General features: G+C 73.0%; 11 protein-coding genes and 1 pseudogene. 6 read left to right on the forward strand and 6 right to left on the reverse strand.

The genetic code is table 11. From position 1 onward, the window contains the following. The first annotated feature begins 184 nt into the window (after positions 1-184). Positions 185-892 (forward strand): GTP cyclohydrolase II, encoded by a 708-nt coding sequence (locus ACN28A_RS05695; RefSeq protein ID WP_421393090.1) that lies wholly within the window; start codon positions 185-187, stop codon positions 890-892. Between the two features lie 63 nt (positions 893-955). Here the strand turns inward: ACN28A_RS05695 and ACN28A_RS05700 are convergent, their stop codons facing one another. From ACN28A_RS05700 to ACN28A_RS05720, 5 genes are read right to left on the reverse strand one after another with little or no spacing between them, the layout of a single operon-like run. Next, on the reverse strand, positions 956-1,528 hold the full coding sequence (locus tag ACN28A_RS05700; protein WP_421393092.1) for a suppressor of fused domain protein: 573 nt from the start codon (positions 1,526-1,528) through the stop codon (positions 956-958). 11 nt (positions 1,529-1,539) lie between these two features. Then, complete coding sequence (locus ACN28A_RS05705) at positions 1,540-1,986, reverse strand: HNH/ENDO VII family nuclease (RefSeq protein ID WP_421393095.1); 447 nt, start codon at positions 1,984-1,986, stop codon at positions 1,540-1,542. Continuing rightward, positions 1,979-2,461: a hypothetical protein gene (locus tag ACN28A_RS05710; RefSeq protein ID WP_421393096.1), complete on the reverse strand. Its 483-nt coding sequence runs from the start codon at positions 2,459-2,461 to the stop codon at positions 1,979-1,981. The genes ACN28A_RS05705 and ACN28A_RS05710 overlap by 8 nt, the downstream gene beginning before the upstream one ends. A 10-nt stretch (positions 2,462-2,471) precedes the next feature. After that, a complete protein-coding gene (locus ACN28A_RS05715; RefSeq protein WP_421393099.1) occupies positions 2,472-2,807 on the reverse strand; it encodes a WXG100 family type VII secretion target in 336 nt (111 codons plus the stop codon). Continuing rightward, positions 2,804-3,220 carry a YbaB/EbfC family nucleoid-associated protein gene (locus ACN28A_RS05720; RefSeq protein WP_421393102.1) on the reverse strand — a complete coding sequence of 139 codons (417 nt, stop codon included), beginning with the start codon at positions 3,218-3,220 and terminating at the stop codon, positions 2,804-2,806. The genes ACN28A_RS05715 and ACN28A_RS05720 overlap by 4 nt, the downstream gene beginning before the upstream one ends. Positions 3,221-3,445: 225 nt before the next feature. On the opposite strand from ACN28A_RS05720, the gene ACN28A_RS05725 reads away from it, so the two are divergent. The 5 genes and pseudogenes from ACN28A_RS05725 to ACN28A_RS05745 form a co-directional block, all read left to right on the forward strand. Continuing rightward, positions 3,446-4,423, forward strand: a complete 978-nt coding sequence (locus ACN28A_RS05725) for an acetylxylan esterase (RefSeq protein WP_421393104.1) — start codon at positions 3,446-3,448, stop codon at positions 4,421-4,423. Beyond that, positions 4,416-5,159 carry a hypothetical protein gene (locus ACN28A_RS05730; protein ID WP_421393106.1) on the forward strand — a complete coding sequence of 248 codons (744 nt, stop codon included), beginning with the start codon at positions 4,416-4,418 and terminating at the stop codon, positions 5,157-5,159. Before ACN28A_RS05725 ends, ACN28A_RS05730 begins: the two co-directional genes overlap by 8 nt. Before the next feature lie 233 nt (positions 5,160-5,392). Then, positions 5,393-7,030: a S8 family peptidase gene (locus tag ACN28A_RS05735; protein WP_421393109.1), complete on the forward strand. Its 1,638-nt coding sequence runs from the start codon at positions 5,393-5,395 to the stop codon at positions 7,028-7,030. Positions 7,031-7,056: 26 nt separating this feature from the next. Beyond that, on the forward strand, positions 7,057-8,451 hold the full coding sequence (locus tag ACN28A_RS05740) for a hypothetical protein (RefSeq protein ID WP_421393112.1): 1,395 nt from the start codon (positions 7,057-7,059) through the stop codon (positions 8,449-8,451). Positions 8,452-8,591: 140 nt separating this feature from the next. Beyond that, a pseudogene (locus ACN28A_RS05745) lies at positions 8,592-9,008 on the forward strand (ATP-binding protein); the annotation flags it as partial. Positions 9,009-9,479: 471 nt separating this feature from the next. Here the strand turns inward: ACN28A_RS05745 and fusA are convergent. Then, positions 9,480-11,579: an elongation factor G gene (gene fusA, locus ACN28A_RS05750; protein WP_421393113.1), complete on the reverse strand. Its 2,100-nt coding sequence runs from the start codon at positions 11,577-11,579 to the stop codon at positions 9,480-9,482. Positions 11,580-12,170: the final 591 nt, after the last annotated feature.

A 12,170-nucleotide genomic window follows, 5' to 3' on the forward strand; every position in this document is an offset into this window, starting at 1 on the left:
CGACCCGGCCCCGCTAGCCGCCGGGTGGCCCGCATCGGATGACCGCGCACCGGGTACCAGCCTGCACGGTCTTCGAATGCGTCGGCGGGCGGACCCCCGACCGAGAGGCACGCCAGATCGTCAGGGCTCTGAGGCACCCTAGATCGTCAGGGCGCACGCACCCCGACCCCAAGAGGGAGAACTGATGCCGCACACACCGCCCCAGGTAACCTCCGCCGAGGCTGCCGAAACGCTCACCGCGCTCGGGCCGGTCCCCCCGGCCACCGTGCGCCGGCAGGTGACCGTCCCGCTCCGCTTCGGCGACGGCTACACCGCGACCGCGAGCGTGTTCACCTTCGACGGCCTGGTGGACGGCCGCGAGCACCTCGCTCTCGGCCTGGGAGACTGGCGGGACCGGATCGACCGGACCGTCGAGGGCACCCCGATGCCGTTGGTACGCCCGCACAGCGAGTGCATGACCGGTGACGTCTTCGGCAGCCAGCGGTGCGACTGCGGCCCGCAGCTGCGGGAGGCGGTCGAGCGGATCAGCGAGCATGGCGGATTCCTGCTCTACCTGCGCCAGGAGGGTCGGGGCATCGGGCTGTACGCGAAGCTCGACGCGTACGCGTTGCAGGACGTCGGGCTGGACACCTACGAGGCCAACGTGGCGCTCGGGCACGGCGAGGACGAGCGGGACTACACCGTGGCGGCGCAGATGCTGCGTACCCTCGGCGCCGACCGGATCGCGCTGCTGAGCAACAATCCCGACAAGGCGGAACAACTCGAACGTCTCGGCGTACGGGTCGCCGAGCGGATCCCCACCGGGGTGCACCTCTCCGCCGCCAACGCCCGCTACCTGAAGACGAAGGCCAACCACACCGCGCACACCATCGAGCTGCCCCTCGCCGACTGAGTCGCCGACTCCCGCCGGAGCGGGACCGGTTTGTGCGGGACCGGTGGGTGCGGGACCGGCGGTTCAGACCACCGGGGCCCGGTCGAGGTCGGTCATGTCGATCTCGTGCCGCTCGAACAGCTCCTCGAGGGCGTCCGGGCCGTTCTCCTCGGCGTAGTCTGCCTCGGACTCGCTCACCGGTACGGCGAGCAGCCAGGCCACCGTCCTGCCGCCGACCACCGTCGAGCTGAACTCCCGCTCCCAGAGGTAGGGGTCGGTGAGGAAGAAGTGCGGGAACCGGGTGTCCGGCAGGTGCATCCGCAGCACCTCCCGGAAGCAGGCGCCGGGCTCCGGTTCCCAGCCGTCGTTGATCCAGAAGAACGCGGCGGTGCTCAGCGCCTCGGCGAACCGGGGGTGCAGCGCCGAGTTCGCGACGGCGAGCAGTTCGACGCCGAGCGGCGGGTCGACCTCCCGGGGCACGACCAGCTCCGACAGCCCGATGGTGCAGTACGCCGTGACGTCCGGCCAGGGGTGGTCGGTGGAGTGCAGGACCGCCACCTTGCCGGTCCCGTCGCCGTCGAGGTATTCGACGACCCGGGGGCTGCCGCCGAAGACCGCCGCGACGGTCTTCGCGATCACCCTGTTCTCGTTGCTCACGTTCGGCATGTTCACGGCCCCAGGTAGTCGTCGGTACGGTCCTCGCCCGCGTGCCCCCGGTTCGACGATGGTAGCTCCGGCCGGTAGTGGTCCGGGTTGTTGTGCTCGTCGAGGAACTGCTTGCGGCTGATCCGCCGGCGACGCGCACTGGCCTGGTGCTTGCGGAACTCGTACCCCGGCTTGTGCCCCATGTCCCACCGCCCGAACCGGCGGATGACCCTGCCGGTGAGCGGGTCCCGGACCTTGCCGTCCGGGCCCTTGTTCGCCTGCCACACCCTGTCCCGCAGGCCCCGGCGGAAGGTCTTCGGCCGGCGGTAGGGATCCCGGCGCAGCTTGGCCCGCACGCTCCGACTGACCGGTGGCAGCGGTTCGCCGTCCTTGACGACCGCCCGCAGCGACCGCATGACACCCTTGGCGGCGGCACCGGCCAGCCGGCGCCGCCCCGGGCGTCTAGCCATTGACGATTTTCATGATCGCCTCGTTGAGCAGCCAGTCCAGGGCGCGGCGGCACGCCTCGCGCAGCGCCGCCGCGCCGGCGGCGGCCAGTCCGCCGGTGGCGATCGCCGCCGCTATCGCCAGCACGGTCAGGGTGGCCTGGGCGATGATGTTGATCTTCAGTGCCAGCACGATGGCGGCGCAGGTCAGCAGGCCGGCGCCGACGATGTCCGCGCCGGACGCCCCGCCGGCCAGCCGCTGCGCCGGGGCGGCGTCCCGGGTCCAGCTGGTCCGGAACACGTCGGCCAGCTCACCCCGGCCCGCCGTCCAGACCTCGGCCGCCGCACCGTTGGCGGCGGCGACCTGCGCGTCGAGCTGGCCGGACAGGCCGGTCCAGGCCCGCCCCAGCTCCAGCAACTTCGTCTCGTCGCTCTCCGGCCACCGGAAGCCGATGGTGGACAGCAGTTCCACCAGGCTGGGCGGCAACTCGATCCCCACCACGGGCCCCCTACGGTCCTGTCCACCCCTGGCTGTCCAGCAGGGCGCTCGCCTGCGCCCTGCTCTCCGCGTCGGCCTCCTCGAAGAGGAACGCCGCGGCGTCCAGTCGCTCGGCGTAGTCGTCGATCGTGTCGAGGTTGGAGCTGTAGCAGTTCATCACCATGGCGTGCGCGGACTGGTAGACGTCGGCGATCGCCGCACCCAGCTCGTCGTTCCCCCACGGTGCGCCGACGGAGTCCAGCCGCCGTTGGAAGGTCCCCAGCAGGGCGTCGGTCCGCTCGACCACCTCGACGAGCCGCCCGGCGGAGTTCCGCAGCCCGTCCGGGGAGACCTCGGTGGTGCTCACCCGGCCCGCCGTTCGATCCGGGCCATCGCGTCGGTGAGCGAATCGGTGATCGCCCGCATGCTCCGCATGCTCTGCTCGCGCACCTCGCGCAGTTGTTCGGCAAGTACCGCCGGATCCACCGCGCCGGCCGCGAGCAGCGCGTCGTCGTGGTCGCGGGCCGCCCGCCATGCCTGGTTGAACGCCCTGGTGAGCCCCTCGGCCAGCTCGGCCGGGCGGAGGCCGGTCACCTCGTCGTCCAGCCGGATCTCCGCCACCTGCCCGTCGGCGGCCAGCCGCACCCGGACCCGGCCGTCGAGGGCACTGCCGGAGGCTTCCCGGCCCGGCCGCTGCCGGTCCCGGGCCGCGTCCGCCTCACGCTGGACGGCCTCCATCAGCCGGTCGATGTCACCCAACACGTGCCACAGATCGGACAAGCCACGCCTCCCGCCGCCGCGCAGACGGTGGAGCCACGGCGCGCGCTGTCCCCACCGGACCCTCAACCTAACGGCCCATCGATACCGGGGCAATCATCGATCCCGGCACTCCGCAGGGAACCGGCGCCGGCCCGGACGCTACCCTCCGGCTTCGGGACGCCCCGGCTCGCGGCCGGGCCCCGCCGGGCTGCACCGACGGCCCGCGACGACGAAGGGAGACGGGCCATGCTTGTCGACTGGCCACTGGACCGGCTGCGCGACTACCGACCCGAACGGGACGAACCAGGCGACTTCGACAACTTCTGGGCAGACACCCTCGACCAGGCACGGAACGCGGCCAGCCCGGCAAAGTTCGAGCCGTACGACGCCGGCTTGTCCACCGTGGAAGTCTTCGACGTCACCTTCTCCGGCTTCGCCGGACAGCCCGTACGCGGATGGTTCCTGCTCCCCCGGCACAGCACCGGCCGGCTCCCCTGCGTCGTGGAGTACATCGGGTACGGCGGCGGGCGCGGGCTGCCACACGAGTGGCTGACCTGGAGCGCCGCCGGCTACGCCCACCTGGTGATGGACACCCGGGGCCAGGGCAGCAACGGCTACCTGGTCGGCGACACACCGGACCCGGACCCGTCCGGCCTGCCGCAGACCCCCGGCTTCATGACCCGGGGCATCACCGAGCCGGACACCTACTACTACCGCCGGGTCTTCGCCGACGCCGTGCGGGCGGTGGAGACCGCCCGGGAGCACCCCCGGGTCGACCTGGACCGGGTGGTGGTGGCCGGCACCAGCCAGGGCGGCGGGATCAGCATCGCCGTGGCCGGCCTCGTCGACGGGCTCGCGGCGGTACTGCCGAACGTGCCGTTCCTCTGCCACTACCGGCGGGCCACCGAGATCACCGACGCAACGCCGTACCAGGAGCTTGTCACGTACCTGCGGACGCACCGCAACGACGTCGAGCGGGCGTTCCGCACCCTCGGCTACTTCGACGGGGTCAACTTCGCCAGCCGGGCGAGCGCACCGGCACTCTTCTCCGTCGCCCTGATGGACGCGGTCTGCCCGCCGTCGACGGTCTACGCCGCCTTCAACCACTACGCGGGGCCGGACAAGGACATCATCGTGTGGCCGTACAACGGGCACGAGGGCGGGGCCGGCTTCCAGTTCCCCCGGCAGGCCGAACTGCTCCGCCGGCTGTTCGGGGATGGCTGACCACCGTTCGCGGACGGCTGACCCGCGGTGCGGCGCCGCCGGGGCGGCCACCGGCTACGGCGCCGCCTTCGACCGGCTCTTCGCCCGGGGCAGCGCGGCGGTGCTGGCCGGTACCCACCACCGGGACTCGCCCCCGGTCGACGGCGGCCGGTGGGGGCTGTCGGTCGTGCTGCCGCCGGATCCGGAGAGCACCGTCCGGCTGGCGGCGGTGACCGCCGAGGCGCTCGCGGTGGCCGGCCCCGGGCACTGGCCGACCGGCTCACCGGCGGCGGTGCACCTCACGGTACGGGCCCTCGAGGCGCACCGGAGCAGCGTGCCGGCGGGCGATCCGCTGGTCGTCCGGGCGGCGGCGGCGCTGCGCCGGGCGGCCGCCGCCGGCCCACCGGTGCGCCTCACACTGCGCGGCCTGACGCTCACCCCGTCCGGCGTGATGGCCTGCGGGCACCCGGTCGACTCGGCGGCCGACGGCTTCGCGGCGCGGCTCGCCGCCGAACTCGGTGACGACGCCTGGTTCGAGGCGGCCTTCACCCGGGACATCTGGTACGCCACCCTGGTCCACTTCACCGGGCCGGTGCACGACCCGGCCGCCCTGGTCGACTGGGTCGCCGCCCGCCGCGACGTCGAGCTGGGCGAGACCGTCGTGGCGGCGGCCGAGCTGCTGCGCTTCCGGTTCGACGGACGCCAACCGGTCCGGGTACCGCTGGCCCGTGCCCCCTTCGCGACCGGCACCCGATAGCCGGAAACGTCTCGCCACCGGGGCCGGTACCTCCGCCGGATTCGGGGCCGGCACCTCCGCCGGATTCGGGGCCGCGCCGGAGCCGACCGTGGCCGTATGATTACCCGGCTTCCCGAGCGGTCGCAGCCGACCCGTCCGCGGCACGGTCGACGACGACTGTCAGATCCACGTCTGCCCCTTTTGCTCCGGCTGCCCGGAGCGAAACGATGGTCCGGAAGTCACGGGAGGAACCGATGGACTCCGACAGCGCCGACCCTGGCCGCCCGGCGGAGCCGCTGCCGGCCGAGTTCGGCTCGGCCGAGCGGGCCACCGACGACGGCGACGACCGGACCAGCCGGTTGGACCCGGTGCCTACCTCGCCGAGCCTGGTCACCGACTCGGTGATCGCCCGGCCGCTACAGGAACGGATGCGCTCCTCCGGGGACGAGCCGATCGGCGTGGTGATCGAGCTGCGAACCCGCTACCTGGGCGGGGTGCGCCGGGCACAGTCCCGGGTGACCGACCTGATCCGGCAGGTCGCCGACGCCGGCACCCCGGTCTGGCCGATCGGCTCGTACGTCAGCAGCGCTCTCACCGCCGCCCAGATCCGCGCCCTGGTGGCCGCCGACGCCGAGGAGGCCGAGGAGGTCGCCCACGAGCAGGCGGAACTGGCGGCCGGACTGGCCGAGCAGGCGCCCCGCTCCGCCCCGGCCGCCGAGGAGTCGCCGTCGACCGTCACGGCCGGGCCGGCCCCACGCTCGGCGATCCACCGGATCTGGCCCAACTTCGAGGTACAGCCGCTGATCCACCGCTCGGTGGTGACCACCAAGTGCCAGGCGGCGCATCGGGCCTTCAACGCGTACGGCCAGGACATCGTCTGGGCGGTGCTCGACTCCGGGATCGACGAGGAGCACGCGCACTTCCAGCGGCACGGCAACCTGGCCCTGACCCCGCCACTGGCGCACCGCAGCTTCGTCGGCGACAGCGACGCGGACGCGACGAAGGACCGGGCCGGGCACGGTACGCACGTCGCCGGGATCCTGGCCGGCGAGCAGATCGTCGGCGAGGACGAGAACCCGCTGACCGCCGCCACGTTCTACCAGCCGGAGGCGGGCGACCTGCGTACCGAGCGGTTGCGGCTGCGGGCGATCAGCGGGATGGCGCCGCGCTGCCGGCTGCTCTCCTGCAAGATCCTCCGGGACGACGGCTCCGGCGACATGGCGGCGGTACTCGCCGCGCTGGAGTACATCCAGGAACTCAACGACTACGGCCGCGAACTCCTTGTGCACGGGGTGAACCTGTCGGTCGGCTATCCGTTCGACCCGACCTGGTTCGCCACCGGGCTCAGTCCGGTCTGCCGGGAGGTCAACCGGCTGGTGCAGTCCGGCGTGGTGGTGGTCGCGGCGGCCGGCAACACCGGCTACGGCTACGTCATCGACGCCGGTGGCCGGCGGATGCGGACGGCGTTCGACCTGACCATCAACGATCCGGGCAACGCCGAACTCGCCATCACGGTCGGCGCCACCTCCTGCCGGCCGCACGCCTCCGGCGTCTCCTACTTCTCCTCCAAGGGTCCGACCGGGGACGGCCGGGCCAAGCCGGACCTGGTGGCACCCGGCGAGCGGGTGATCAGCGCCGGTACCGGCCGGCTGCTGGACCAGGCACTGACCAGCGTGCCCGGCGCGACCTACGTGGAGAACTCCGGCACCTCGATGGCGGCGCCACACGTCTCCGGGGTGGCGGCGGCGTTCATGTCGGTGCACCAGGAGTTCATCGGCCGCCCGCACCGGGTCAAGCGGGCACTGCTGGACTCCGCCACCGACCTCGGTCGGGACCCGTCGTTCCAGGGCCGCGGGCTCGTGGACGCGATGCGGGCCCTCCAGTCGGTCTGACCCGTCGACCCGGGAGAAGGTGCCAGATGCGGTTCCCGTACGCGGAGGTGGAGATCCGCTCCACCGGCGAGATCCACGACGACGCACAGCGCCGGGCGGCGGTGGAGCTGGTCGCCTCCTCGGGCGCCACCGACGTACTCGTGCTCTGTCACGGCTGGAACAACGACATCCCGGCCGCCCGCCGCCTCTACCAACGGCTCACCGACAACATGGCGGCGGTCCGCCCGGCGGTGCCCGGGGCGGCGTCCCGGACGCTGGCCGTGGTCGGCGTGCTCTGGCCGTCGATCCGCTGGTCGGACGAGGACGAGGTGGCCGGCGGCGGGGTCGCGGTCGCCGACGAGGCCACGGCGCTGGTCGGGGCGATCGCCGCCCAGGTCGAGGACCCGGGCCGGGCTGCGCTGCTCACCGGGCTGGTGCCGGAGCTGACCGGTTCGGCCGAGGCGCGGCAGCGCTTCCTCGACCTCCTGCGCCAGCAGCTCCCCGGCACCCCGGCGAGTGCCGGCACGGCAGCCGGTATCGGCACGCCGGACGGTATCGGCACGCCGGACGGTGGCGGCACGCCGGCTGCCGAGGCTCGGGCCGCGGAGGCTCGGGAGGTGGACGAGGACGCCCCGCCGTCGGCGCTGCTGCACGGCGACGCGGAGACGGTGTTCCAGGCGGTCGGCGGCCCCGAGGTCGACTTCGGGCTGCCGGAGCGGGCCGGCGGCGCGGCCGACGGCGTGCTCGGGCCACCGGTCGGCGCGGCGACCGGTGGGGCGGCCGGATTCGGCTTCGACCTGGACAGCATGCTGGCCAAGGCGCGCGGGGTGTTGAACGTCACCACCTACTACACGATGAAGGACCGGGCCGGGACGGTCGGCTCCGGCGGTGTCGCCACGCTGCTGCCACAACTGGCCGGGGCATCGCCGTCGGGCGTACGACTGCACCTGGCCGGACACTCGTTCGGTGCCCGGGCCCTGGCCGCGGCGGCGGTACGGCACCCACGACTGCACTCGTACACGCTGCTACAGGGTGCGTTCAGCCACCACGCGTTCGCCGAGAACTTCAACGGCCGGGGCGAGAACGGGCACTTCCGCTCGCTGCTGAGCGGTCGGCAACTGGCCGGGCCGATGCTGGTGACGCACACCGTCAACGACCGGGCGGTCGGCCTGGCGTACGCGGCGGCGTCCCGGCTCGCCCGGCAGGCCGGCGCCGGCCTCGGCGACGCGAACGACCCGTACGGCGGAATCGGCCGCAACGGGGCGCTGAAGACTCCCGAGGCGGTCCAGCCCGGCGTCGACCTGCTGGAGGTGGGCGGCGGTTACCAGTTCCAGCCGGGGCGGGTGCACAATCTGCGGGCGGACCGGTTCGTCAGTTCGCACGGTGACGTCAGCGGTCGACAGGTTGCCTACGCTCTGTACTGTGCGATAAGCGTTCAGTGACCGTCGCGGAACTGGACTGGCCCCGGGCGACGGCCGAGCGCCCGTTGACGAGCTCTGACCTCGCCGACTTTGATTGACCTGGCCACCGGTGGGTACGGTCCGCGCTGTAACCTGACGGGTCCGGTGACCTTGGAGGCGCCATGACTGACGGTCCGTTGCACGATCAACGGACGGAGACACAGCATGGTCCTCTGCTGCTCCAGGCTGATTTCGACGCGGAGCAGGTCGCCGAGGTACGCCGGGCGTTGACCGCGTGCCTCCTGGCGGCCGGCCTGGTCGGGGAACGGCTGGACGACTTCGTGACCGCGGTCAACGAGGCGATGACCAACGCCGTCCGGCACGGCGGCGGACGGGGCGAGCTGCGGTTCTGGCGACGGCAGCACCTGATCTGTGAGATCCGGGATCACGGAAACGGCTTTGCCGATTCGCTGCCCGACATTCCGCGCAGCCGCCCCCGGCCGTCCGCCAGCGGCGGAATGGGACTCTGGCTGGCGCAGGAACTCGCCGACGCCATCGAGGTGCGCAGCGGTGCCGACGGGGTCCTGGTACGGCTGACCATGGCCGTCACCGACCAGACCGCCGTACCGCCGGTGGTGTCCCCTGCCGCCGTACCACCACCCGCCGCCGGGTTCGACCATGTGTCGCCGCTCCCCGGTCAGACCAACCTGCCACGGGCAACCGGACTGACCAGCATGCCACCACTCAGCGGCCCGACCGACGTGCCGCTGGCAGCCGGACTGACCAACGCGCCGCTGGCAGCCGGACTGACCAACGCGCCGCTGGCAAACGGACTGACCAACGTGCCCCCACTGGCCGGCCCGACCGACCTGCCACCGGCAGCCGGACTGACCGACGCACCGCAGGCAGCCGGACCGACCGACGTGCCCCCACTGGCCGGCCCGACCGACCTGCCGCCGGCGACGGGTGGGTGACCGCGCCCGGGAGTCCGGACCGCCCGGTGACGGGCGGGGAGCTGTTGCCCGGTTCTCCCCACCCGCCCCGCCTCGCCCCGCCGACAAGCAGTCAGGTCAGCGTCGCGGCACCGCTTCGGCGACCGCGGCCGGCACCGGCTGGTAGCCGGTGGCCCGGGTGCTGAACGTCCCCCGGCCCTGGCTCCGGCTGCGCAGCCGGGTCGCGTAGCCGAAGAGTTCGGCCAGCGGCACGGTCGCGGTGACCACCACGGTGCCGGCCCGGGTGGTCGAGCCGACGACCCGGCCACGCCGGGCCGCCAGGTCGCCGAGCACCGCCCCGACGGTGTCGTCCGGCACGGTCACCGTCACCTCGACCACGGGTTCCAGCAGGACCAGCTCGCTGGCGGCCAGCGCGGCCCGCAGCCCGAGCCGACCCGCCGTGCGGAAGGCCAGCTCCGAGGAGTCCTTCACGTGCGTGGCACCGTCGGTCAGGACGACCCGGAGCCCGATCACCGGATGGCCGCCGAGCGGCCCGTCGGCGAGCGCGTCCCGGCAGCCGGCCTCGACCGCCCGGACGTACTCCTTCGGCACCCGGCCGCCGACGACCGTCGAGGCGAACTCGAAGTCGGGCGCGCCGCCGTGCGGTACCTCGCCGTCGCCGGTCGGCGGAGCGTCCAGCGGCGCCACGTCGAGGACGACGTGTGCCCACTGACCCGCGCCGCCGTCCTGCTTGACGTGCCGGTACACCAGGCCGGAGACGCCACGCAGCACGGTCTCCCGGTACGCCACCCGAGGCCGGCCCACGGTGACCTCCAACCCGCCGTCCTGGCGGACCTTCTCCACCGCCACCTCCAGGTGCAGCTCCCCCATGCCGGAGAGCACGGTCTGTCCGGTCTCCGGATCGGTCCGCAGCGCCAGCGAGGGATCCTCCTCGACCAGCCGGGCAAGGGCCGCGGCCAGCCGTCCGGTGTCGGTGCTCCGGCGCGCCTCGACGGCGACCGAGACCACCGGGTCGGCGGCGCTCGGCGGTTCGAGCAGCAGCGGTGCCTCCGGGGCGCAGAGGGTGGCACCCACCCGCGCCGACTTCAGCCCGACCACCGCGACGATGTCGCCGGCTGCCGCCCGGTCCACCTCGGTGTGCCGGTCGGCCTGCACCCGGAGAATCCGGCTGATCCGTTCGGTACGTCCGGCTCCGGCGTCCAGCACCACGCCTCCCTTCCCGATGGTCCCCGCGTAGACCCGCAGGTAGCTCAGTCGACCGGTGCCGGTCGAGTTGACCTTGAAAACCAGGCCGGTGAACGGCGCAGCCGGGTCGGCGGACCGCTCCCGCCGCTCGCCGCCGGGGGTGTCGCCGCACACCGCCGGGACGTCCAGTGGCGACGGCAGGTAGTCGACAACCGCGTCGAGGAGCGGTTCGATCCCCCGGTTCCGGTACGCCGAGCCGCAGAGCACCACCACACCGTCCCCGGTACGGGTCAGCTCCCGCAGCGCGTCGCGGAGTGTCCCGGCGGCCAGCGTCGACCGCTCGCAGTACTCCTCCAGGGCGGCCGGATGCCGCTCGGCGACCGCCTCGACCAGTACCCGGCGGCGGTGTTCGGCCTCCCGGCGCAACTCCTCCGGCACCGGGCCGAGGACCGGGGCCTGCGCACCGTCGGGCCAGGTCAGCGAGCGCATCTCGACCAGGTCGACGACACCGGTGAAGCCCTCCTCACGGCCGATCGGCAACTGCACCACCAGCGGGGTGACCCGGAGCCTGTCCCGGATCGACCGGACCGCCGTGTCCAGGTCGGCGCCGGACCGGTCGAGTTTGTTGACGAAGGCGATCCGCGGTACGCCGTGCCGGTCGGCCTGCCGCCACACCGACTCGCTCTGCGGCTCGACCCCGGCGACGCCGTCGAAGACCGCGACCGCGCCGTCGAGTACCCGCAGTGACCGCTCCACCTCGTCGGCGAAGTCGACGTGTCCCGGGGTGTCGATCAGGTTGATCCGGTGACCGGCCCACTCGCAGCTCACCGCGGCGGCGAAGATGGTGATGCCACGGCGGCGCTCCTGGGCGTCGAAGTCGGTGACGGTGGTCCCGTCGTGCACCTCGCCGCGCTTGTAGGTGGCGCCGGTGGCGTAGAGGATCCGTTCGGTGGTGGTGGTCTTGCCGGCGTCGACGTGGGCGAGGATGCCCAGGTTCCGCAGCCGGGTCAGGGGGTTGGGAAAAGCACGCACGGCCCATGGCCTCTCTGTGCTGACCTGTCGGAAAAGGACGGGCGCGATTTCCGGACGAGCCCACGCGGGAAGCGCGCAGGCGAGCACTCCCGAAGCCCGACGCCGCAAACCGACGGACGTGGCCGACCCGACGGACGTGGCCGACCCGACGGACGTGGCCGACACGACGGACGTGGCCGACACGACGGACGTGGCCGGCACGGCCGACGAAGCTGGCGGCAACGAGCTCGGTGTGGCCGACGGGGTCGGCATGGCCGGGCGCAGGACCTGGCAGCGTCGCCGGGGTCGGGGGAGATGGCTCAGGGATTCGTCACGGATCTCCGGTGCGGCCGCGCGAGCCGGCACCAGAGATCAGAAAGACGTCAGGATCACCCGGTGCAGCGACTGGGGAATGACCACAGCGGTGCGGTAGCGCACGGCCGTCTCCCCTCACTCGTTCCGATGACGCGCCGACCCCGAAAGGGCCAAGATCGCGCTGGGCTGGTCCGAGTGTACCGGCCGGACACCCGTCGCACAGTCCAATTTTCCGGATGCCCGACGACCAGACGGGATGCCCGACGACGAGACCGGCGCGACTCGAAACCGACCTCG

Origin of the sequence: Plantactinospora sp. WMMB782 (assembly GCF_049179135.1) — a bacterium.
Classification (GTDB): domain Bacteria; phylum Actinomycetota; class Actinomycetes; order Mycobacteriales; family Micromonosporaceae; genus Plantactinospora.